The 21,666-nt window shown below is 73.3% G+C and carries 16 protein-coding genes and 1 pseudogene; 9 read left to right on the forward strand and 8 right to left on the reverse strand.

Annotated elements, in window-relative coordinates:
* Nucleotides 1-128: 128 nt before the first annotated feature.
* Nucleotides 129-1,571, forward strand: coding sequence for an adenylosuccinate lyase (purB, locus tag ACFPZI_RS18580; RefSeq protein ID WP_381364336.1), 1,443 nt, complete (start codon nt 129-131; stop codon nt 1,569-1,571).
* A 256-nt stretch (nt 1,572-1,827) separates the two neighbouring features.
* Here the strand turns inward: purB and ACFPZI_RS18585 are convergent, their stop codons facing one another.
* Together ACFPZI_RS18585 and ACFPZI_RS18590 are read right to left on the reverse strand one after the other, a co-directional pair.
* Nucleotides 1,828-2,553, reverse strand: coding sequence for an ABC transporter permease (locus ACFPZI_RS18585; protein WP_381364337.1), 726 nt, complete (start codon nt 2,551-2,553; stop codon nt 1,828-1,830).
* Between the two features lie 2 nt (nt 2,554-2,555).
* Complete coding sequence (locus tag ACFPZI_RS18590) at nt 2,556-3,476, reverse strand: ABC transporter ATP-binding protein (protein ID WP_381364339.1); 921 nt, start codon at nt 3,474-3,476, stop codon at nt 2,556-2,558.
* A gap of 109 nt (nt 3,477-3,585) precedes the next feature.
* Here ACFPZI_RS18590 and ACFPZI_RS18595 point away from each other — a divergent pair, with 109 nt between their 5' ends.
* The 3 genes from ACFPZI_RS18595 to ACFPZI_RS18605 all read left to right on the forward strand — a co-directional run bounded on the left by ACFPZI_RS18595 (nt 3,586) and on the right by ACFPZI_RS18605 (nt 6,846).
* On the forward strand, nt 3,586-4,812 hold the full coding sequence (locus tag ACFPZI_RS18595; protein ID WP_381364341.1) for a sensor histidine kinase: 1,227 nt from the start codon (nt 3,586-3,588) through the stop codon (nt 4,810-4,812).
* A gap of 36 nt (nt 4,813-4,848) precedes the next feature.
* Nucleotides 4,849-5,511: a response regulator transcription factor gene (locus ACFPZI_RS18600; RefSeq protein WP_381364342.1), complete on the forward strand. Its 663-nt coding sequence runs from the start codon at nt 4,849-4,851 to the stop codon at nt 5,509-5,511.
* Between the two features lie 177 nt (nt 5,512-5,688).
* Complete coding sequence (locus ACFPZI_RS18605; protein WP_381364344.1) at nt 5,689-6,846, forward strand: ROK family transcriptional regulator; 1,158 nt, start codon at nt 5,689-5,691, stop codon at nt 6,844-6,846.
* Nucleotides 6,847-7,112: 266 nt separating this feature from the next.
* Here ACFPZI_RS18605 and ACFPZI_RS18610 read toward each other — a convergent pair whose 3' ends face one another.
* Nucleotides 7,113-7,874: a GntR family transcriptional regulator gene (locus ACFPZI_RS18610; RefSeq protein WP_381364345.1), complete on the reverse strand. Its 762-nt coding sequence runs from the start codon at nt 7,872-7,874 to the stop codon at nt 7,113-7,115.
* 174 nt (nt 7,875-8,048) lie between these two features.
* Nucleotides 8,049-8,936, reverse strand: a complete 888-nt coding sequence (locus ACFPZI_RS18615) for an RNA polymerase sigma-70 factor (RefSeq protein WP_381364347.1) — start codon at nt 8,934-8,936, stop codon at nt 8,049-8,051.
* Between the two features lie 229 nt (nt 8,937-9,165).
* On the opposite strand from ACFPZI_RS18615, the gene ACFPZI_RS18620 reads away from it, so the two are divergent.
* The 3 genes from ACFPZI_RS18620 to ACFPZI_RS18630 all read left to right on the forward strand — a co-directional run bounded on the left by ACFPZI_RS18620 (nt 9,166) and on the right by ACFPZI_RS18630 (nt 13,337).
* Nucleotides 9,166-9,996, forward strand: a complete 831-nt coding sequence (locus tag ACFPZI_RS18620) for an alpha/beta fold hydrolase (RefSeq protein WP_381364349.1) — start codon at nt 9,166-9,168, stop codon at nt 9,994-9,996.
* 271 nt (nt 9,997-10,267) lie between these two features.
* Nucleotides 10,268-11,854: an alkaline phosphatase D family protein gene (locus ACFPZI_RS18625; protein ID WP_381364351.1), complete on the forward strand. Its 1,587-nt coding sequence runs from the start codon at nt 10,268-10,270 to the stop codon at nt 11,852-11,854.
* A gap of 136 nt (nt 11,855-11,990) precedes the next feature.
* On the forward strand, nt 11,991-13,337 hold the full coding sequence (locus tag ACFPZI_RS18630) for a GNAT family N-acetyltransferase (RefSeq protein WP_381364352.1): 1,347 nt from the start codon (nt 11,991-11,993) through the stop codon (nt 13,335-13,337).
* A gap of 163 nt (nt 13,338-13,500) precedes the next feature.
* Here ACFPZI_RS18630 and ACFPZI_RS18635 read toward each other — a convergent pair whose 3' ends face one another.
* Complete coding sequence (locus ACFPZI_RS18635; RefSeq protein ID WP_381364354.1) at nt 13,501-14,643, reverse strand: trans-sulfuration enzyme family protein; 1,143 nt, start codon at nt 14,641-14,643, stop codon at nt 13,501-13,503.
* Nucleotides 14,644-14,703: 60 nt separating this feature from the next.
* Between ACFPZI_RS18635 and ACFPZI_RS18640 the strand changes: the two genes are divergently transcribed.
* Together ACFPZI_RS18640 and ACFPZI_RS18645 are read left to right on the forward strand one after the other, a co-directional pair.
* Nucleotides 14,704-15,195 (forward strand): Lrp/AsnC family transcriptional regulator, encoded by a 492-nt coding sequence (locus tag ACFPZI_RS18640; RefSeq protein WP_381364356.1) that lies wholly within the window; start codon nt 14,704-14,706, stop codon nt 15,193-15,195.
* Between the two features lie 32 nt (nt 15,196-15,227).
* Nucleotides 15,228-16,916, forward strand: a complete 1,689-nt coding sequence (locus ACFPZI_RS18645; RefSeq protein WP_381364358.1) for a DUF885 domain-containing protein — start codon at nt 15,228-15,230, stop codon at nt 16,914-16,916.
* A 54-nt stretch (nt 16,917-16,970) separates the two neighbouring features.
* Here ACFPZI_RS18645 and ACFPZI_RS18650 read toward each other — a convergent pair.
* From ACFPZI_RS18650 to ACFPZI_RS18660, 3 genes and pseudogenes are all read right to left on the reverse strand, one after another.
* Nucleotides 16,971-17,252 (reverse strand): annotated as a pseudogene (locus ACFPZI_RS18650) (SDR family oxidoreductase); the annotation flags it as partial.
* 165 nt (nt 17,253-17,417) lie between these two features.
* On the reverse strand, nt 17,418-20,411 hold the full coding sequence (locus ACFPZI_RS18655) for an AAA family ATPase (protein ID WP_381364360.1): 2,994 nt from the start codon (nt 20,409-20,411) through the stop codon (nt 17,418-17,420).
* Entirely contained in the window at nt 20,408-21,571 is a 1,164-nt protein-coding gene (locus ACFPZI_RS18660; RefSeq protein WP_381364361.1) for an exonuclease SbcCD subunit D, read from the reverse strand. The genes ACFPZI_RS18655 and ACFPZI_RS18660 overlap by 4 nt, the downstream gene beginning before the upstream one ends.
* Nucleotides 21,572-21,666 lie beyond the last annotated feature (95 nt).

Below are 21,666 nucleotides of genomic sequence, written 5' to 3' on the forward strand. Positions count from 1 at the left end.
GCCTTCCTCGTCTCACACACAGCTCACGGAACCGGTGGAGAGCCCAGGTCGGAAGGTGTCCGACCTGGTCTTTCCGGATTGCATGGACGGTTCGGAGTCTCCTTGGACGCCGGGTAAACTCCGTACACGTGACTGCTGCGCCCGCCAAGCCCCGTATCCCGAACGTCCTCGCCGGACGCTACGCCTCCGCCGAGCTCGCCACGCTCTGGTCGCCCGAGCAGAAGGTGAGGCTGGAGCGACAGCTCTGGCTCGCCGTGCTGCGGGCGCAGAAGGACCTCGGTGTCGAGGTGCCGGACGCGGCGATCGCCGACTACGAGCGGGTCCTCGACCAGGTCGACCTGGCCTCCGTCGCGGAGCGCGAGAAGGTCACCCGGCACGACGTGAAGGCGCGGATCGAGGAGTTCAACGACCTCGCCGGGCACGAGCACGTGCACAAGGGGATGACCTCCCGGGACCTCACCGAGAACGTGGAGCAGCTGCAGGTCCGGCTGTCGCTGGAACTGATGCGCGACCGTACGGTGGCAGTGCTGGCCCGGCTCGGCAAGCTGGCCGGTGAGTACGGCGAGCTGGTCATGGCCGGCCGCTCACACAATGTGGCGGCCCAGGCCACCACGCTCGGCAAGCGCTTCGCCACCGCCGCCGACGAGCTTCTCGTCGCGCACGGCCGGCTGGAGGAGCTGCTGGGCCGCTATCCGCTGCGGGGCATCAAGGGCCCGGTCGGTACGGCGCAGGACATGCTGGACCTGCTGGGCGGCGACGCGGACCGGCTCGCGGAGCTGGAGCGGCGGATCGCCGGGCACCTGGGTTTCGCCGAGGCGTTCACCTCGGTCGGCCAGGTCTACCCGCGGTCGCTGGACTACGAGGTGGTGACCGCGCTGGTGCAACTGGCGGCGGCGCCGTCGTCGCTGGCGAAGACGGTCCGGCTGATGGCCGGGCACGAGCTGGTCACCGAGGGCTTCAAGCCGGGCCAGGTCGGCTCGTCCGCGATGCCGCACAAGATGAACACCCGCTCCTGCGAGCGCGTCAACGGCCTGATGGTGATCCTGCGCGGCTACGCCTCGATGACCGGGGAGCTGGCGGGCGACCAGTGGAACGAGGGCGATGTGTCCTGCTCGGTGGTGCGCCGGGTGGCGCTTCCCGACGCGTTCTTCGCGCTCGACGGTCTGCTGGAGACGTTCCTGACGGTACTGGACGAGTTCGGCGCGTTCCCGGCGGTCGTCGCCCGGGAGCTGGACCGCTATCTGCCGTTCCTGGCCACCACCAAGGTGCTGATGGGCGCGGTGCGCGCGGGCGTCGGCCGTGAGGTCGCGCACGAGGCGATCAAGGAGAACGCCGTCGCCGCGGCCCTCGCGATGCGTGAGCGGGGCGCCGAGCGCAACGATCTGCTCGACAAGCTCGCGGCCGACGAGCGGATCCCCCTCGACAGGTCCGCGCTGGACGCGCTGATGGCGGACAAGTTGTCGTTCACGGGTGCCGCGAGCGCCCAGGTCGCCGCCGTCGTGAGCCGTGTCGAGGAGATCGTCAAGCAGCACCCGGAGGCCGCCGCTTACACCCCCGGGGCGATTCTCTGACCCGCTCGCCCGGGTCCTGCCGTCAGCTGAAGGACCCCTGAGGGGCCGCCACCGGGTCAGCGCTGTGCGGTCCGGGCCGGACGCCGGTGCGGCGAGACGGTGGCCCGGTCCCACGAGGCCGCCGTCCGACGGGCCGTGCTCCACCGGGAAGGGGCGGAAGCACGGCCCGTCGATGAGGGCGATGTGCTGTGCGATGCTCATGGATCCAGCGAACCCGTCGTCACTGGCACTTGACGAGACATCGGCCTTCTGTCCGTCAGGCGTCCCGGCGGCGCAGGCTCCAGACCCCCGCCAACAGCGCTGCGGCGGCCCACAGCGCGGTCACTCCGAGCCCGGACCAGGGTCCGAGGGCGCCGTCGTGCGTCTGCTGGAGGATCACCTGTCCGGCGCGGTCGGGCATGAACTCGATGGCGGTGCCGGCCGCGTCCCCGATCACGAACGACACGATCAGGATGAACGGGATCAGCAGGGACAGCGTCGTCACGCCGCTGCGCAGCAGGGTCGCGAGTCCGGCCGCGAACAGGGCCATCAGCGCGAGGTAGATGCCGCATCCCATCACCGCACGTGCCTGCTCGCCCGCGGTGAGCCCGTCCGCCGCCGGTCCCAGTGTCGCCCTCGTCGCGAAGAGGGAGGCCAGGGCGGTCAGCAGGCCGACGGCGAGCGCCGGGAGGGCGATGGCGGTCATCTTGGCCACGAACCAGTGCCCGCGCTGCGGGACGGCCGCCAGCGACAGCCTCAGCGCACCGTTGCGGAACTCGGCCGACATCGCCATGGCGCCGAAGGAGATCGCGGCGATCTGTCCCAGGAAAACCCCGAACTGGGTCGTGAACAGCGGGTCGAACTCCGGTTCCGACGTGCTCGACGCACCGGCGAGCGCGGAGAACACGGTGGTCGTCACGAACAGCGCCGCCAGCGCGCCCAGAAGCGAGCGGAGCGTGCGGATCTTCAGCCACTCGGCGTGGAGTACGGGCGCGAACTGCATGGTCAGGCCTCCTGGGGCGAAGCGGTGAACTCGGTCTCGGCTGCCGTCAGGTCCAGATAGGCCTGTTCCAGCGTGCCTTCCTCCGCCGCGAGTTCGAGGATCGGTACGCCCGCGGCGGACGCGAGGCGTCCGATGTCGTCCACGCGTGCGTGCGGCACGGTCCAGTGCCCGTCCTGCTGCTCGACGGCCTCATGGCCGTGCGGGGCGAGCGCGCTCTTCAGCGCGACGGGGTCCGAGGTGCGGATACGGACGGCGGGCCGCACGCGCGACTCGATGAACGCGCGCATCGGGGTATCCGCCAGCAGTCGGCCCCGGCCGAGAACGACGAGGTGGTCGGCGAAGGACGCCGTCTCGTTCATCAGATGGCTGGAGACCAGCACGGTGCGCCCCTCGTCCGCGAGTCGGCGCAGCAACTGCCGCACCCACACGATCCCTTCCGGATCGAGCCCGTTGGAGGGCTCGTCGAGCACGACCACCTCCGGGTCACCGAGCAGCGCGGCGGCGATGCCCAGCCGCTGGCGCATGCCCAGGGAGTACGTCCGCACCCTGCGCGTCGCCGCCGTCGTCAGGCCGGTCTCCGCCAGCACCTCGTCGACCCGGCGGTCCGGAATGCGGTTGCTCGCGGCCAGGACACGCAGGTGATCACGGCCGGTTCGGGAGTCGTGCGCGGCCTGCGCGTCCAGCAGGGCGCCGACGCGGCGCAGCGGTTCGCGCAGTGTGGCGTAGGCACGGCCGCCGACGGTGGCGGTGCCGGTGGTCGGGCGGTCTAGGCCGAGCAGCAGCCGCATCATGGTGGACTTTCCGGCGCCGTTGGGGCCGAGGAACCCGGTGACGCGGCCGGGCGGGACGTGGAAGGTGAGGTGGTCGACGGCGCGCCGGCTGCCGTACTCCTTGGTCAGGTCGTGGACGTCGATGCTGGTCATGTGCGCCAGCGTGGCCGCGGGCCGGGTGTCCGCGCCTCCCCCGGGAGGGGAGGCCGTCTCCCCCGTGCGGGGGAGGTCCGTTGTCGGTGGGCGATGCCACGATGTCCCCATGGTCCGCATGCTGCGTCCGTTCACACGGGCGGTCACGTACACACGGTGGCTGCATCTGTTCGTCGCCTGCGTGTGGCCGACCATCTGGGCTCTCATCGACAGCTCACGCATGTATGTGGCAGTAGCCGTTCTCGCACTCGCCGGACTGGTGCCCGCGATGCGGACGGCCGAGGGAATGCAGGCCGATACGCTGCTCCTCGGCCGCCGACCCGGCGTGGAGAATCCCCGGAGCCCCGGGAGCGCGAAAAACCCTGAGATCCCCGAGAGCGCCGGAAGCGCGCGCTACGCGGAGATCGTCTCGACGCCGGCCGCGAGCTGGGGCGACCGCGGGCGGACCGTCCTGTGGCTCCAGTGTCGTCTGTTCCTCGGCAGTGCGGTCGCCATCCTGACCATTCACCTCCCCATGCTCGCCACTGACTTGGCGGCGACGGCCCGTGGCGGCACACCGGATCCCGCGACGTTCGTGCAGGTTCCCGGACAGCACTGGTGGCACGCGCTGCTGATTCCCCTGCCGATAGTCCTGCTCGCCGGGGTGGTCGTCGGGGCGGGCAGGCTCATCACCGTACTCGCCTTGCGGCTGCTGGGCCCCTCCCCCGCCGAGCGCCTGGCCGCGCTGGAGAGCCGTACCGAACAGCTTCTGGAACGGACCCGCATCGCCCGCGAGTTGCACGACACCATCGGACATGCCCTGACCGTCGCCGTGGTGCAGGCCGGTGCCGCGCGGACGGTGCGCGATCCCGCGTTCACCGACCGGGCCCTGGAGGCCATCGAGGAGACCGGCCGGACCGCCCTGGAGGACCTGGACCGGGTCCTGGGCATCCTGCGCGAGCCGGAGCGGCCCGTGAGCAGCCGGCCGACGCTGGTGGAGGCGGACCGGCTGCTGGAGTCCGCCCGTGCCTCGGGGGTGAAGGTCGACGCCGAGGTGACCGGCCCCCTGGAGACCGTGCCGGGCCCGGTTTCCCGCGAGGGATACCGCATCCTCCAGGAGTCGCTCACCAATGTGCTGCGGCACGCGGGACCGGTTCCGGCACGGGCGAGGGTACGGGTCGCCGACGGCACGCTGCTGCTGGAGATCCGCAATCCGCTGGCCGGAGAGACACCGGGTCCCGGGCGCGGCAGCGGGCTGCGCGGCATCCGCGAGCGCGCCGCGCTGCTGGGCGGGCGCGCGCGGACCGGTCCGGACGAGGGCGACTGGCTGGTCCGGGCCGAACTGCCGCTGGGCTGAGGCGGGGTGGGCCGCGCCGGGCCATAGGCTGACCGGATGCCGGTCACCGTTCTGCTCGTCGACGACGAACCCCTCGTACGCACGGGCCTGCGGGCCGTGTTGGAGGCGCAGCCCGACATCGAGGTCGTCGGGGAGGCGACCGACGGGGCGGCGGTGATTCCGCTGGTGCGCCGGCTGCGGCCGGACGTGGTCGCCATGGATGTGCGCATGCCGCTGATGGACGGCATCGAGGCCACGCGGGCCGTACTACGGACGGTCGAGAACCCACCGAAGATCATCGTGGTGACGACGTTCGAGCAGGACGAGTACGTGTACGAGGCGTTGCGCGCGGGCGCCGACGGGTTTCTGCTGAAGCGGGCGAGGCCCGCCGAGATCGTGCACGCGGTACGGCTGGTCGCCGAGGGCGAGTCGTTGCTGTTTCCCACGTCGGTCCGGCAGTTGGCCGCCCAGTACGGCGAGAGCGGCGGCAACCGCGCGGCGCGGGCCGCGCTGGAGCGGGCGCGGCTGACCGAGCGGGAGGCGGAGGTGCTGCGGCTGGTGGCGCGGGGCCTGTCGAACGCGGAGATCGCGGGCCGGCTGGTGGTGGGGGTGGAGACGGTGAAGTCGCATGTGAGCGCCGTGCTGGCGAAGCTCGGGGCACGCGACCGCACGCAGGCCGTGATCGTGGCGTACGAGTCGGGGTTCGTGGCGCCCGGGTGAGACGGATCCCGTGAGCGGGGAGGCAGGGGCCTCGAAGGCCGGGCCGGCAGGGGCTGCGCGGGGTCACGTGGGCCGGGTTCCGGTGGGGGACCCGGGGTCGTCGCGCCCGGTGGTCGCCGGGGTCCATCGTGCCGAGTACGATCCGCCCCACACGCGCACGAGCGGGGAGGACGGACAGTGAGTCGGCTGACCGGCGGGGATCCCTCGCTGTTGCGGAGGATCAACTCCGCGGTGGTGCTGCACGCGCTGCGGGCCACGGACTGCGCGACGCTGACCGAGGTCACCAGGGTGACAGGGCTGTCCCGGCCCACCGTCGAGGGCGTCGTGGAGGGCCTGATCGAGGCGGGCCTCGTCGTGGAGAAGGCGGCCGAGGAGGGCGCGGCGCGGCGTCAGGGACGGCCGGCCCGGAGGTTCCGGTTCCGGGCGGAGGCCGGACATCTGCTGGGCCTCGAGATCGGGCCGCACCGGGTGGCGGCACTGCTGGCCGACCTGGACGGCCGGGTGATCGGTGCCCAGGCCAAGGACGTCGGGGAGAGGGCCGCTGCCGACGAGCGCCTGGAACGGCTGCGCGCCGCCGTCGCCGAGCTGTTGCGCCGGGCCGGCGTGCCGCGCGGCTCGCTGCGGGCCGTGGGCGTGGGGACGCCCGGGATCGTCGAGGCGGACGGCACCGTGCGGCTGGGCACGGCGCTGCCCGGGTGGACGGGGCTGGGTCTGGGCGAGCGGCTGAGCCGGTCCTTCACGTGCCCCGTGCTGGTCGAGAACGACGCCAACACCGCGGTCGTGGCCGAACACTGGAAGGGCGTCGCCACCGGGACCGACGACGTGGTGTTCGTGCTGGCCGGGCTGAGTCCCGGCGCCGGTTCGCTGATCGGCGGGAGGCTGCACCGGGGGTACAGCGGGGCGGCCGGTGAGATCGGCGCCCTGCATCTGCTGGGCCGCGAGGCGACCCCCGAGAGGCTGCTGTCCACCACGGACGAGCCGCTGCACCCGCTGGACGAGCAGGCGGTGGCCGAGGTCTTCGCCCAGGCCCGCGAGGGCGACAAGAGGGCCGTCGCGGCCATGGACCGCTTCATCCAGCGGCTGGTCCACGACGTGGCGGCACTCGTCCTTGCCCTCGACCCGGAACTCGTCGTGATCGGCGGCTGGGCGGCCGGACTGGACGGCGTCCTGGAGCCGTTGCGGCGCGAACTGGCCCGCTACTGCCTGCGCCCGCCGAAGGTCGCCCTGTCCCTCCTCGGAGAGGCGGCGGTGGCCACGGGCGCCGTGCGGCTCGCCCTGGACCATGTGGAGAAGCAACTCTTCGCGGTGGAGGGCACGGTGACCGCCCGCCGGTAGGCGGCACACCGCCCGCGCGGCACGGACGGGCCCAGCCGTGCGGGGCGGGGCAACGGCACACGGTGTACACGACCGCCGTACGTCCCCCCGGCGGCACACGGTGTACACGACCGCCGTCCTTCCCGGCGGCACACGGCGCGCACGACCGCCGTCCTTCCCGAGCGGGGGTCGGCGCTCCGCGCCACCAGTCTGCTCACCCCGCCCGCCGCGACAGCCGGGGCGGACGGCGGCGCCCGGAAGCGCCGATACTCAGGAGGCGCCAGTGCTCAGGAGGCGCGGCGCTCGGGGCCGTGGTGGATCTGCACGCCACCGGAATCGCCGAAGGTCAGCCGGCAGGTGTCCGCGCGGTAGGTGGCCACGGAGAGCGCGGCGACGCGCCCCAGGGCGATGAAGCGGGTGGTGACGACGAGGACGGGCGCGCCCGGCAGGCGGTCCAGCTCCTTGGCGTCGTCCGCGCGGGCTGAGCCGAGCTCCACCGCGTTCTCGTGCCGCTCCAGTTCCAGGTGCTGCAGCTCGCGCAGTACCGCACGCGCGCGGGCCGCCCCCGACGGGGCGTCGATGGCGGAGAGGTCGGGTACCGAGGAAGCGGGAATGTACAGCAGCTCGGCGGCAACGGGCTGGCCCTGCGAGACCCGGGACCGCCGCACGGTGTGCACGGGCTCCTCCCGGCCGGTCACCAGGGTCTCGGCGATGGCCGCGGGCGGGGCTACGAGCGTGCAGTCCACGGCCTGCCAGGCGTCGTCGGACCCGCCCGGCCAGGCGTGCTGCGCCGTGCCGACGGACACTCCCATGCGCGGCGGGGCGACGGTGGTGCCCACACCCCGGCGGCGCTGCAGCCTGCCTTCCAGCTCCAGCTGCTCCAGTGCCTGGCGGAGCGTGGCACGGGCGACGCCGAAGCGGGCGGCGAGGTCGCGCTCGTTGGGCAGGATCTCGCCCACCGAGAACTCCGAGTCCAGCGCCTCGCTGAGCACGGTCCTGAGATGCCAGTACTTCGGTTCCGGCACCGTTTCCAACTGCGTGGTCCCCACCCTGTCCTCCGCGTTCGTTGGGTCCGGTGGCGTTTTAGCGCCCTTGTTTATTAAAGGTTGTTTCACTTATCTGCGACCATAGGGCGGCCCTCATCCTTGGTCAATACCAATCGGACACGACAAAGGGGTCCGGGCCGGACGGCGCGGACCCTCGTGTGCCGGGGGAAGCACCCCCTACTGCGCCGCTGCCAACGAGCGCAGTTTGTCGGGGTTGCGGATGAGGTAGACCGCCTGGACGCGCCCTTCGGCGATGTCCAGCTGGAAGACGGTGTCTGGCCTGCCGGCACTGAGGACCAGGGCCGCGGGACCGCCGTTGAGCTCGAGGAGACGGACCGAGAAGTCGGGGAGTCCCTTACGGGTGATACCGGCGAGGAAGCGGCCCACCTTGTCGGCGCTCTCCAGGACGCGCAGCGGGGCGCGTGACTTGCCACCGCTGTCGCCGACGAGCAGTACATCGGGGGCGAGCAGCTTCATGAGCCCTTCCAGGTCACCGCCGGCCGCCGCCGCCAGGAACCGCTCGGTCAGGTCGCGGCGCCGGGCGGGGTCGACGTCGTAGCGCGGGCGGCGCTCCTCGACGTGCTTGCGGGCCCGCGCGGCGAGCTGACGCACCGCCGGTTCACCGCGGTCGAGCATGGCGGCGATGTCGGAGTAGGGGTAGCCAAAAGCCTCCCGCAGGACGAACACCGCGCGCTCCAGCGGGGACAGCGACTCCATGACGACCAGGACGGCGAGTGAGACCGAGTCGGCGAGCACCACCCGCTCGGCGGTGTCCGGGGTGGTGTCGCCGAAGTCGGTGACGTACGGCTCGGGCAGCCACGGGCCGACGTACGTCTCGCTCCGCGCCTTGATCTGACGCAGCCGGTCGATGGCGAGGCGGGTGGTGACGCGCACCAGGTAGGCGCGCGGCTCGCGCACCTCGGACCGGTCGCCGCCCGCCCAGCGCAGCCATGCCTCCTGGACCACGTCCTCGGCATCGGCCACCCGGCCGAGCATGCGGTAGGCGACCCCCAGGAGGACGGCGCGGTGCTCTTCGAAGGCGTCGGTCGCGGTATCGGTGCTCACCGCTTCATCCCAGCCGACCGGCGCGGCCGTGTCCAGGTAAATTCGACGCCCCGCGGGTCGGCCGCCCCGGAGTCGCGTTCCGGGCCCCCGAGGGGCCACCCGCCGGTAGCAATTGCTGACAAGCTGTCCACGGCATCAGGCGGCGTCGGCATCCCACCAGGCTTTCCGGAGACCGCGGTTGCCGACACCACGCGCCCGGACCCGCGATTTCCAGACGAGGAGCACCTCCATGCCCGCGACCGTCTCCTTCGAGGTCACCCTTTCGCACAGCCCACAGACCGTGACCCTGTCGTACGCGCGCGTGGGCCGCGGCGAACCGCTGCTCCTGCTGCACGGCATCGGTCACCACCGCCAGGCCTGGGACCCGGTCGTGGACATCCTCGCCACCGAGCGCGATGTGATCGCCGTGGATCTGCCCGGCTTCGGCGCCTCCCCCGCGCTGCCGGACGGTCTCGCCCACGACCTGCCCACCATGAGCACCGTCCTCGGTGCCCTGTGCGAGGAGCTGGAACTCGACCGGCCGCATGTCGCGGGCAACTCGCTGGGCGGTCTGCTGGCCCTCGGGCTGGGCCGCGAGAAGCTCGTACGGTCCGTCACCGCGCTCTCCCCGGCCGGGTTCTGGACCCCCGCGGAGCGGCGCTACGCCTTCGGTGTGCTGATCGGAATGCGGCGGCTCGCGGAGCGCCTGCCGTTGCCACTGGTCGAGCGGCTCGCCAGTTCGGCGCTCGGCCGCGCGGCGCTGACGAGCACCATCTACGCCCGTCCCGGCCGCCGTTCGCCCGAGGCGGTGGTCGCCGAGACGCTCGCGCTCGCCGGGGCCACCGGCTTCGCCGAGACGCTCCGGGCCGGCACCACCGTACGGTTCACCGACGACGTGCCCGGCATCCCGGTCACCGTCGCCTGGGGCGCGCGCGACCGGCTGCTCATCCCCCGTCAGGGAGTTCGCGCGAAGCGGACGATCCCCAGGGCTCGGCTGATCCGGCTGCCCGGCTGCGGTCATGTCCCGATGAACGACGACCCGGCGCTGGTCGCCCGCGTCCTCCTCGACGGCAGCCGCTGAACGCGGCCGCAGGGACGGCGCGACGGGCCGGAACACGGCCGGCGGGCCGGGGGGCACAGTGCGACCGGACGAGGCACTGTGCGACCGGACGGGGCATGGCGCAACGGGCCGGGCCGGTATGCGCCGCGATGCCTTCCGCGGCACTGACGGCGCGTCGATTCCCTTGGCACCGCGTTGAGTTGTTCACTTGGGGTTTGCGTGCGAGCCGTGCCGCCCGAGTACTTGTGGCAGCGCACACCGGCCGGATCCCCCGCCCTCTGGAGGCGCATTCATGTCACTCCGTTCGTTCCCCGGTCGCCGCGCCGTCCTGCGCGGCTCACTCGCGGCCTCGGCGGCCCTGGCCCTGCCCGCCGCCGTCGGGTCGGCGCCCGCCTTCGCCCGGTCCGGGCGCCCCGAGGCGAAGTGGGGTGTGCAGACGGGCGACGTGACGCGCGACTCCGGGCTGGTATGGGTGCGCTCCGACCGCCCGGCCCGGATGATCGTCGAGACCTCGGCGACCGAGTCGTTCCACCGCCCGCGGCACTGGCACGGTCCGCTGCTCGGCCCCGGCACGGACTTCACGGGAACCACTCGGCTGCACGGGCTGCCGGCGGGGGAGCAGATCCACTACCGGGTGCGGCTCGCCGACCCGGACGACCCGCGCCGCTCGGGCGAGCCGGTCACCGGTACGTTCCGGACGGTGCCCGCGCGGCGGCGCGAGGGCATGCGGTTCGTGTGGTCGGGCGATCTGGCGGGGCAGGGCTGGGGCATCAACCCCGACTTCGGCGGCTACCGGATCTTCGAGGCGATGGCCCGGACCGACCCCGACTTCTTCCTGTTCAGCGGCGACACCATCTACGCCGACGGGCCGATCCCGGCGACTGCCGCGCTGCCGGACGGCAGTGTCTGGCGGAACATCATCACGGAGGAGAAGTCCAAGGTCGCCGAGACCCTGGCCGAGTTCCGCGGCAACTTCCGGTACAACCTGCTCGACGAGCACTTCCGCCGGTTCAACGCCCGGGTGCCGTCGATCGTGCAGTGGGACGACCACGAGGTGCGCAACAACTGGTACCCGGGCCAGCGGATCGCGGACACGGACAGCCGGTACACGGAGAAGAGCGTCGATGTCCTGGCGGCACGGGCGCGGCGTGCGTTCAGCGAGTACTTCCCGATGTCCACGCTGCGGCCGGGCGATCGCGAGGGCCGGGTCCACCGGGTGCTGCGGCAGGGGCCGCTGCTGGACGTGTTCGTACTGGACATGCGGACGTACCGCAACGCCAACTCCACCGGTGACCAGAGCGTGGACCCGCAAGGGATCCTCGGGCGCGAGCAGTTGGAGTGGCTCAAGCGGGAGCTGGCACGGTCGCGGGCGGTGTGGAAGGTGATCGCCGCGGACATGCCGCTCGGCCTGATCGTGTCCGACACCGGTGAGGGCGCCCAGCACGTCGAGGCGGTGGCCCAGGGCGATCCGGGCGCTCCGCTGGGGCGCGAGTTGCAGATCGCCGAGCTGCTGCGGTTCATCAAACACCGGCGGATCGCCGGCACGGTGTGGCTGACGGCCGACGTGCACCACACCTCGGCCCAGCACTACCAGCCCGCGAGGGCCGCGTTCGGCGATTTCGAGCCGTTCTGGGAGTTCGTCTCCGGGCCGTTGAACGCGGGGGCCTTCCCGGCGAGCGCGCTCGACGGCACCTTCGGCCCGGAGCGGGTGTTCGTGAAGGCGCCGACCGCGGCGAACGTCTCGCCCGCCGGCGGTTACCAGTTCTTCGGCGAGGTCGACATCGACGGCGGCAGCGGAGAGCTGACCGTACGGCTGCGGGAGCAGGACGGCACCGTGCTGTACACGAAGCGGTTGCAGCCGGGCCTGGTCGGCCAGTAGCCGGTCGACGAACATCCCCTTGACCGACACGGCGACAAAAGGATCATAGGAGCCCTAAGAACTCTTTACTCGTCAGCCATAGCGCGTTAGTGATCACGAAACACACTTCCTTCACAGTGGCTGCATGAGCCGAGGCATGTCAGACGAGACTCGTGACCGCCAGGACCGTCCCCCGCAGGGGCAGTCGAGAGGCGAAACGACCGCACGGTTCACGGCGGCGTTCCACAGTTGGTGGGCACGCCGCCACGGTCACACGCCCCCCTCATCCGATACCGGCGGCGGCCGCCCCCCGGCCGCCGAGTCGTGGCACGGGCTGCCGGCTGCGTCGTCCGCCGACGGGACCGTGCGCAGCGCCCCGGCAAAGAGCGCCCTGTGGCGGTTGCGGACGACGGTGCGGGACGAGCCGGGCGCGCTGGCCGCGCTGTGCACGGCGCTGGCCGGGGAGAGCGTCGACATCCTGAGCCTGCAGACGCACCCGCTGGGCACGGCCACGGTCGACGAGTTCCTGCTGCGGGCCCCCGCCGACCTGCCCGGCACCGGTCTCACGGCGGCGGTGTCGGGCGCCGGTGGCACCGGCACCTGGATCGAGCGGGCCGATGCCCACGACCTGGTGGACGCGCCGACCCGAATGCTGGGCCTCGCCACGCGTACGGCACTGGACGCCGCGGAACTCCCGCTGGCACTACGGCAGTTGCTGGGACGGTGCACGATCCGTTCGCTGCCCGCCGCGCCGGGTGCCGGCCGGCAGGCGCTGGAGGGTGTGCCGGCCGAGGGGACCCTGGAGGACACCGTGATGCGACTGCGCGCCCCCGAGGGCGGTGTGATCACCGTGGAGCGGCCGTATCTGCCGTTCACGCCCACCGAGTTCGCCCGGGCCAGGGCCCTGGTGGAGCTGGACGCCCGGCTCGGCCCCCGGGTCCCCCGCGGCCAGGACGTTCTCACACTGCCCGAGGGCAGCGACATCACCGTGCGCCGGGCGGACACCAGTGACCTGGAGGCGGCACGGGCGATGCACGAACGGTGCTCGCCCGAGACCCTGCGCCTGCGCTACCACGGGCCGGTCGACGACGTGGACCGCTACCTGAATCACCTGCTCAGCCCGCGCTTCGGCCGCACACTCGCCGTGCGGACGGCCTCGGGGCGCATCGTCGGCCTCGGCCATCTGCTGTGGGACGGCGACGAGACCGAGGTGGCTCTGCTCATCGAGGACGCCTGGCAGCGCCGGGGCATCGGCGGCGAGCTTCTCGCCCGGCTGGTGGCGATGGCCGGCGAGGCGGGCTGCGCCCATGTCTACGCCGTGACGCAGGCGTCCAACACCGGCATGGTCGCCGCGATGCGCGGCCTGGAACTCCCCCTCGACTACCAGATCGAGGAGGGCACCCTGGTCATCACCGCCCGCCTGGACCAGCGGCCGGCCCGCCGCGCGCAGGAGGAGCGCAGCGAGCAGGAACACGGCACCTCCCGGATCGGCCGCCGGTCGTAGCCATCGCGCCACGGAACACGCGGGCGGGACGGACGCACGGGCCCGATGCGCACCCCGAGCGGACCGAACACGCAGACGAGCCGGGGCATTCCGCCGGGCCGCTCCGTCGGCGTTCCGTGGCCGCTCCGTGTGCGCGACGTCTCGGCCCAGCCGCCCCGTCCGATCAGCCCAGCGCCCCGTCCAGATCGGCCCACAGGTCGTCGACGTCCTCCAGGCCGACGGAGAGCCGCAGCAGTTGGTCGCTGACTCCCGCGGCCCTGCGGTCGCCCGCGTCGACGATGCGGTGGCTGATGGACGCCGGGTGCTGGATGAGGGAGTCCACGCTGCCGAGGCTCACCGCCGGGGTGATCAGCCGTACGCCGCCGATCACCTCGTGCGGGTCCCCGTGCACCTCGAAGGAGACCATCGCCCCGCCGATGCGCGGGTAGTGCACCCGGGCCACACGCGGGTCGGCGGTCAGTCTGCGGACGAGTTCGGCGGCGCCCGCCGAGGCTGCCCGGACCCGTACCGGCAGCGTCGACAGCCCCCGCAGCAGCAGGTAGCCGGCCAGCGGATGCAGCACGCCACCGGTGGCGAACCGTATCTGCCGCAGCCGCCCCGCGAACTCCTCGTCGCAGGCCACCACCCCGGCCAGGACGTCCCCGTGCCCCCCGAGGTACTTGGTGGCGCTGTGCAGCACCAGCCGCGCCCCGTGCTCGGCCGGACGCTGGAGGACGGGCGTGGCGAAGGTGTTGTCGACGACCAGCGGCACGGAGCCGCAGTCCCGGGCGAGTGCCCGCAGATCGACCTCGGTCAGGGTCGGGTTGGCCGGTGACTCCACCAGCACCAGACCGGTGTCGGGGCGCAGTGCGTCGGCGACCCCCGCCGGGTCGGTCCACGTCACCTCGGAGCCGAGCAGCCCGGCGGTCAGCAGGTGGTCACTGCATCCGTACAGGGGGCGTACGGCGACGACGTGGCGCAGGCCCATGGAGCCGCGCACCAGCAGGACGGCGCTGAGCGCGGCCATGCCACTGGCGAAGGCGACGGCGGCCTCCGTGCCCTCCAGGCGGGCCAGGGCGGTCTCGAAGCGGGCGACGGTCGGGTTGCCGAGCCGTCCGTAGACGGGCGGGCCGTCCGGCTGAGCGCCGGTGGCGGCGAACGCGTCGATCCGGGCGGCCTCACCGCGGCTGTCGTAGGCGGGGTAGGTGGTGGACAGGTCGATCGGCGGGGCGTGCAGCCCCTGCCGGGCCAGGTCGTCCCGGCCTGCGTGCACGGCCTCGGTGGCGAGTGCTCTCGTGGTGCTGCGCGTGCCCCTGCGTACGTCCATGCCCCGAAGGGTGAACACCGGCCGGGCCGCGGGAGCCGATCTCCGTGTTACGTTCGGCCGGTGGCTGATTCTGTCGTACTGGATCCGGTGGATCTTCATCTGCTGCGGCTGTTGCAGAACGACGCCCGGACGACGTACCGGGACCTCGCCGCGCAGGTGGGGGTCGCGCCGTCTACCTGTCTGGACCGGGTGACCCGGCTGCGGCGCTCCGGCGTGATCCTCGGGCATCGGCTGAAGCTGGACCCGGCCAAGCTGGGGCGAGGGCTCCAGGCTCTGCTGTCGGTGCAGGTGAGGCCGCACCGGCGGGAGCTGGTGGGGCCGTTCGTGGAGCGGATCCGGGCGCTGCCGGAGTCGCTGACCGTCTTCCATCTGACCGGACCGGACGATTATCTGATCCATGTCGCGGTCGCGGACATGGCGGATCTGCAGCGGCTGGTGCTGGACGAGTTCACGTCGCGGCGGGAGGTGGCACGCGTGGAGACGCGGCTGATCTTCCAGCAGTGGGACTGCGGTCCGCTGCTGCCGTCTTCGCCCTCGGCTCAATCCGGGTGACGTCCGGCGGGCCGCGTACCAGGATGGTCGCCATGTCTGAGACCAACAGCCCGCTGCCCCGCGAGGTCGCCGACGCCTACGTCGACGATCTCATCGCCCTCGACCCGGTCACCGGTACGTATCTCGGTGTGCAGGAGAGTTACCGCCGCCTGCCCGATCTCTCCCCCGCGGGCCAGGCCGCGCTCGCGGAGCTTCAGCGGGCCACGCTCGCCCGGCTCGACGAGGCCGAGGCCGGGCCCGGCGCGGACAGCGACATCGAGCGCCGCTGCGCTCGGCTGCTGCGGGAGCGGCTCACCGCGGAGCTCGCCGTGCACGAGGCCGACGAGGGTCTGCGTTCGGTCGGCAACCTGGGCACCGTCGCCCACTCGGTGCGTGAGGTGTTCACCGTGACGCCGACGCGGACCGAGGAGGACTGGGCCGCGGTCGCCGAGCGGCTGCGCGCGGTACCGGCCGCGCTGGCGGGCTACCGGGAGTCCCTCGCGCTCGGCCTGGAGCGCAAGCTGTACGCGGCGCCGCGGCCGACCGCCACGTTCGTCGAGCAGCTCACCGAGTGGGCGGACACCGGTGAGGGCCGGGGCTGGTTCGAGGACTTCGCCTCGCCGGGTCCGGACGCGCTGCGCGCGGAGCTGGACCGGGCGGCGCGTTCCGCGACCGCGGCCGTGGTGGAGCTGCGGGACTGGATGCGCGACGTGTACGCGCCGGCGATCGAGGGCGCCCCCGACACCGTGGGCCGGGAACGCTACGCCCGCTGGTCCCGCTACTACAACGGCACCGACCTCGACCTGGACGAGGCGTACGCCTACGGCTGGGCCGAGTACCACCGGCTGCTCGGCGAGATGAAGAAGGAGGCCGAGAAGGTCCTGCCGGGTGCCGACACGCCGTGGGTGGCGCTGGCGCACCTCGACGAGCACGGCCGGCACATCGAGGGCGTCGACGAGGTCCGTGACTGGCTCCAGGGCCTGATGGACCAGGCGATCGACTCGCTCGACGGCACCCACTTCGAACTCGCCGAGCGGGTAAGGAAGGTGGAGTCGCGGATCGCCCCGCCGGGCAGCGCGGCGGCGCCGTACTACACGCCCCCGTCGGAGGACTTCTCCCGGCCCGGCCGTACCTGGCTGCCGACCATGGGACTGACCCGCTTCCCCGTCTACGACCTGGTGTCGACCTGGTACCACGAGGGCGTCCCCGGCCATCACCTCCAGCTGGCGCAGTGGGCGCACGTCGCCGAAAACCTGTCCCGTTACCAGGCCTCCGTCGGCATGGTCAGCGCCAACGCGGAGGGCTGGGCCCTGTACGCGGAGCGGCTGATGGACGAACTCGGCTTCCTCGCGGACGCGGAGGAACGGCTCGGCTACCTGGACGCGCAGATGATGCGGGCCGCCCGGGTCGTCGTCGACATCGGCATGCACCTGGAACTCGAGATTCCGGCGGACTCGCCGTTCCACCCGGGCGAGCGCTGGACGCCGGAACTGGCCGAGGAGTTCTTCGGGGCGCACAGCAGCCGTCCCGCGGACTTCGTGGAGAGCGAGATGACCCGCTATCTGACGATCCCCGGGCAGGCCATCGGCTACAAGCTCGGCGAGCGGGCCTGGCTGCTGGGCCGGGAGAACGCCCGCAAGCGGCACGGCGACGCCTTCGACCTCAAGGCGTGGCACATGGCGGCGCTGTCCCAGGGCTCACTGGGCCTGGACGACCTGGTGGACGAACTGTCGGCGCTGTGAGCCGAGCCGCCGGCGGCCGGCGCCGGGACGGCTCCCCCGGCGTCAGCGCCGGGGGAGGTCGCCCGGCCCGGACATCACCCGCGCCGAGGGACCGCCGAGAGCTTCCCGCACGGAGGCTGCCACGTCCTCGGGGCAGTCGGCGCCCCAGGGCATCGCGGCGTCGTGCGGCACGTGGTGGTGCAGGTAGACGCTCGCTCCGTGGGCGGCGAGACGCCGGGCGACCGCGTGTCCGATGCCGCCGCGTCTACTGGCCCCGGTGACCAGCGCGGTCCGGCCGCACAGCGGCAGGGGGTCACGGCGGAGTGCTTCGGGCGCGGGGGGCGGAAGTGGGGGCATGGTCAGCCATGATGGCGGGGTTGAGGTCCCGGCGCACGCCGATATCGCGACCCCGCTCCCACCGTGACGGCGACCGGCCCGGCCGGCCGCCCCGCCCGTCCCCGTCCCCCGCTTACGTTTCCACGGCCGCCCCGCCTGCCCCCGCTCGACCCGGCTGCGCTCGGCTCAGCCCACGCCGTGTATCCGCACCGTCGAGCCCGAGCGGCCCTTCACCACCGCGAGTTGGGCGTGGATGCGCCGCCGCAGGTCGGGGACGTGGCTGACGATGCCCACGCTGCGGTCGCGTTCCCGCAGGGAGTCCAGGACGTCCAGCACCTCGTCGAGGGTCTGGTCGTCGAGGCTGCCGAAGCCCTCGTCGATGAAGAGGGTGTCCAGCCGGACCCCGCCGGCCTCGCCGGTGACGACGTCGGCGAGACCGAGGGCGAGGGCGAGCGAGGCGAAGAAGGTCTCACCGCCCGAAAGGGTCGCGGTGTCCCGCTCCCGGCCGGTCCACGCGTCCACGACGTGCAGCCCGAGGCCGCTGCGGCCGCGCCCGGTGCGGTCGTCGGAGTGCACCAGGGTGTAGCGGCCGGACGACATGCGGTGCAGCCGCGCGGTCGCCGCGGCGGCAACCTGTTCCAGGCGGGCGGCCAGGACGTAGGACTCCAGGCGCATCCTGCGTTCGTTGGCGGCCGAGGTGCCGGCGGTGAGGCCCGCCATGCGGGCCACCCGGTCGTACTCGTCGCGCAGCGGTGCCAGCCGGCGCGCCGAGGCGGTGGCCCGCGCGGAGAGCCGGTCGAGTTCGGCACAACGGCGGGCGGCGGCGTCGCGCGCGGAGGCCGCCTCGCGCACCCTGCGGTCCGCGTCCTCGGCGGTACGCTGCGCGGCGGCGAGGTCGGCGGGGGGCTGCCGGGCGGCAGCCGCGGTGTCGGACTCGGCGAGCACCGCGCGTACGGCGGCCTCCTCCTGCTGCCAGGCGTCCAGTCGGTGCTGCAGTGCGCGATGGGTGGCCGCGTCGAGCAGTGCCTCGGCCGCCGCCCGTGGGGTGTCGAAGCCGGCCCGGAAGGCGGCGTCCGCAAGCCTGGCGTCGGCGTGCTTGAGCCGCTGCGCGGTGCCCTCGGCGAGCCGGACGGCGTCGGCGGCGTCGGCGAACCGTGCGGCGTCGCGCTCCAGTTGGGCGGCGCGTACGGCCACGCTGTCCGCGGCGCCCCGCGCCTTGGCCAACTCCTCCTCCAGCGCGGTTTGCTCCTGGCCGAGCCGCTCGCGGACGCCCGCCCGTGCGGCGGTCCGGACCGCCGCCTCGCGCTGCGCGGTCAGCCGCCGCTCATGCTCGTGCTCCGCCTGCCGCAGCCGCTCCCGCACGGAGTGCAGCACGGAGGCCGCGTCCCGGGCCCGCGCGTACTGCCCCTCCAACTCCTCCACCTCGTGGGCGAGTCGGCCGGTCGGCGTGTCCCCCGCCTCCGCCCCGGCGGCGGCCAGCGCCTCGCGGACGGCGCCGAGGCGCCGTTCGTGGTCGGCACGGCGTTCCTCGGCACTCTGGTGGGCGGCTAGGGCGCGCTCCTCCGCCTCGCGATCGACGTGGCCGGCGTCCTTGCGGGCGGGGGCGGGGTGTTCGACGGCCCCGCAGACCGTGCAGGGTGCGCCGTCGGTGAGGTTCGCGGCGAGTTCGGCGGCGATGCCGGCCAGCCGCTGTTCCTTGAGGTCGAGCCAGTGCTGCTTGGCCGTGAGCGCCTGCTCCTGGGCCCGGCGGGCCTGCTCGGCGGTGCGGTCGGTGTCCCCGGCCAGCCGGTCCCGCAGCCGTGCGGCGTTCAGCCGCTGATGCGCGGGGTCGCGCCGCACCGCGAGTTCACCGGCCCTGGTCGCGGCCTCCTGCGCGGACTCGATGCGGGCCTGGAGCCCGGTCCGGGTCTCCTCCCAGCCGGTGAGCCAGGCGTCCGACTCGTCCAGTACGTCGTCGTCGGCACGCTCCTGGCGGTCCAGGCCGGCCCGTTCGTCGAGGAGTCCGGCAAGCCGGCGCTCGGCGCGGCGGGCCGACTCGAGGCCGCCCAGTTCCTCGGCGGCCCGGCGCGCGGCAGCCGTGAGCCCGGCCGCGCCCGCCTCCTGGTGCGCCTCGGGGAGTACGGCACGCGTGCGCGCCTCGGCGCCGGCCGCCTCGCGGTGTTCGGCGTCGGCGGACTCCCGCAGTTCCAGCGCGGGGGCGACCGCCTCGGCCTTGCGGGAACGGTCCAGGAGCGTCTGCGCCTCCTGCCGGGCACCGTCCTCCTCCGCCAGTCGTGCCGCGCGCTCCCGCACCTTGGCGAACCGCCGTTGCAGCCGGTCCCGTTCGCGTGCGTCGTCCAGTGACCGGTCGGCGGCGGCCTGCGCGGATTCGGCCGCGGTGAGGCGGCAGCGGGCGACGGTGAGCTGTTCGCGGGCGGTGCTGCGGGCGACGGCGGCCGCGGTCAGCACGCTCTCGGCCAGTCCCGGATCGCCCGGCGCGAGGTCGTCCAGCCGCATCGCCTCGCCCGCGGCCTGCTGCATCCGGTGCGCGTCGGCGAGCAGGTCCGCGTCGCCGTCCCGCACCCGGGACTCGGTGGCGCGGCGGCGCTCCGCGAGGTGCTTCTCCACGTCGGCGAAGCGGCGGGTGTCGAAGAGCCGGCCGAGCAGCTTGCCGCGCGCCTCGGCGTCGGCGCGCAGGAACCGCGCGAAGTCGCCCTGGGGCAGGAGGACGACCTGGCAGAACTGCTCCCGGCTCATGCCGAGGAGCTGGGTGATCTCCTCGGCGATCTCCTGGTGGGAGCGGCTGAGGTCCTTCCAGGCCCGGGCAGCCGGGTCGTACTCGCGCAGCCAGGTCTGTGCCTTGTCGAGGGTGGTGCCGGTGCCGCGCTTCTTCGGTCGCTGCCAGGGCGGTTGCCGGGTGACCTCGAGCCGGCGCCCGGCGACGGTGAGGTCGAGGGTGACCTCGGTGCGGACGGCGGGGGCGGCGTGGTCGCTGCGCAGTGTCATGCCCTGCCCGCTCTGCCGGGCGCCGGGGACGGTGCCGTACAGGGCGTAGCAGACGGCGTCGAGTATCGAGGTCTTGCCGGCGCCGGTGGGGCCGTGCAGCAGGAAGAGGCCCGCGGCGGACAGCTCGTCGAAGTCGACGGTGAGCGAGCCGCCGAAAGGCCCGAAGGCGGTGAGGTCGAGCCGGTGCAGCCTCACCGCGCCACCTCCCGTACGGCCTCGTCGGCGCGGACGGCGTCGATGGCGTCCCGCAGGACGGCCCGCTCCCGCTCGTCGGGGCCGGCGCCGCGTACGTGGGCCACGAAGTCCTCCGCGATCTGCTGGTCGTCGCGGCCGGCGAGGCGGTGGGCGTAGGACACCGCGGGGTCGCCGGGCGCGCGTTCGGGTTCGAAGACGAGGCTGAGGGTGTGCGGGAAGCGTTCGGTGAGCCGGGCCATGGGGTCGGCCGGACGGGCCGGGTCGGTGAGCGTGGCCTCGACCCACGCCTCGCGGTGCGGCTCGAGTCCGGGGTCGGCGAGCAACTCCTCCAGGGGACCGCGGATCCGGGCGAGGGCGCGCGGCACCGGGCAGTCGATCCGCTCGGCGGTGACGCCGCCGTCGGCGGCCAGGTCGACGAGCCACATGCTCTTTCGGTGGTCCGCCTCGGAGAAGGAGTACGGGAGGGGGGAGCCGGAGTAGCGCACGCGCTCGGTGAGGGTCTGGCAGCCGTGCAGATGTCCGAGCGCCACGTAGTCGACGCCGTCGAACACTCCGGCGGGTACGGCGGCGACCCCGCCGACGGTGATGTCCCGCTCACTGTCGCTCGGTGTGCCGCCGGTGACGAAGGCGTGCGCGAGGACGACCGAGCGGGTGCCGCGCAGGCGGGCGGCGAGGTCGGCACGGACCCGGTCCATGGCGGCGGCGAGCACCGTCTCGTGGCCCGCCTTCTCCACCCCGAACTCGTCCTTGACCAGGGCCGGTTCCAGATAGGGCAGTCCGTAGAAAGCGACGTCCCCGTGGCGGTCGGACAGCATCACGGGGGTGCCGCTCGCCGAGGGGGCGGTCCGCAGATGGATGCCCGCGCGCCCGATGAGTCCGGCACCGACGCCGAGGCGGCGGGCCGAGTCGTGGTTGCCGGAGATCATCACCGTCGGCACGCCCAGGTCGGCGAGGCGGTGCAGGGCGTCATCGAACAGCTCCACCGCGGCGAGCGGCGGCACGGCACGGTCGTACACGTCTCCCGACACGACCACCGCGTCGACGGCGTGCTCGCGCACGGTCGCCACCAGGTGGCCGATGAACTCGGCCTGGGCACCGAGCATGCCGACCCGGTGGAACGCCCGGCCGAGGTGCCAGTCGGAAGTGTGCAGCAGTCTCATGACCCCCGAGAGTATCGGCCTGCTCCGACACCACGGCCGGAAACTCCCGTATCGCCCCGTCATGACTGAAGCCGCTTACGCCCGTTATGTGGGCG

Origin of the sequence: Streptomyces chlorus (assembly GCF_042655885.1) — a bacterium.
Lineage (GTDB): Bacteria > Actinomycetota > Actinomycetes > Streptomycetales > Streptomycetaceae > Streptomyces > Streptomyces chlorus.

Bases quoted from the DNA above. Each gene is read 5' to 3' on its own strand.
- ACFPZI_RS18660 (WP_381364361.1), bottom strand. From the start codon at position 21,571: ATGAGACTGCTGCACACTTCCGACTGGCACCTCGGCCGGGCGTTCCAC.
- ACFPZI_RS18620 (WP_381364349.1), top strand. From the start codon at position 9,166: ATGCCCGCGACCGTCTCCTTCGAGGTCACCCTTTCGCACAGCCCACAG.
- ACFPZI_RS18635 (WP_381364354.1), bottom strand. From the start codon at position 14,643: ATGGACGTACGCAGGGGCACGCGCAGCACCACGAGAGCACTCGCCACC.
- ACFPZI_RS18585 (WP_381364337.1), bottom strand. From the start codon at position 2,553: ATGCAGTTCGCGCCCGTACTCCACGCCGAGTGGCTGAAGATCCGCACG.
- ACFPZI_RS18590 (WP_381364339.1), bottom strand. From the start codon at position 3,476: ATGACCAGCATCGACGTCCACGACCTGACCAAGGAGTACGGCAGCCGG.
- ACFPZI_RS18645 (WP_381364358.1), top strand. From the start codon at position 15,228: ATGTCTGAGACCAACAGCCCGCTGCCCCGCGAGGTCGCCGACGCCTAC.
- ACFPZI_RS18600 (WP_381364342.1), top strand. From the start codon at position 4,849: ATGCCGGTCACCGTTCTGCTCGTCGACGACGAACCCCTCGTACGCACG.
- ACFPZI_RS18595 (WP_381364341.1), top strand. From the start codon at position 3,586: ATGGTCCGCATGCTGCGTCCGTTCACACGGGCGGTCACGTACACACGG.
- ACFPZI_RS18625 (WP_381364351.1), top strand. From the start codon at position 10,268: ATGTCACTCCGTTCGTTCCCCGGTCGCCGCGCCGTCCTGCGCGGCTCA.
- ACFPZI_RS18630 (WP_381364352.1), top strand. From the start codon at position 11,991: ATGTCAGACGAGACTCGTGACCGCCAGGACCGTCCCCCGCAGGGGCAG.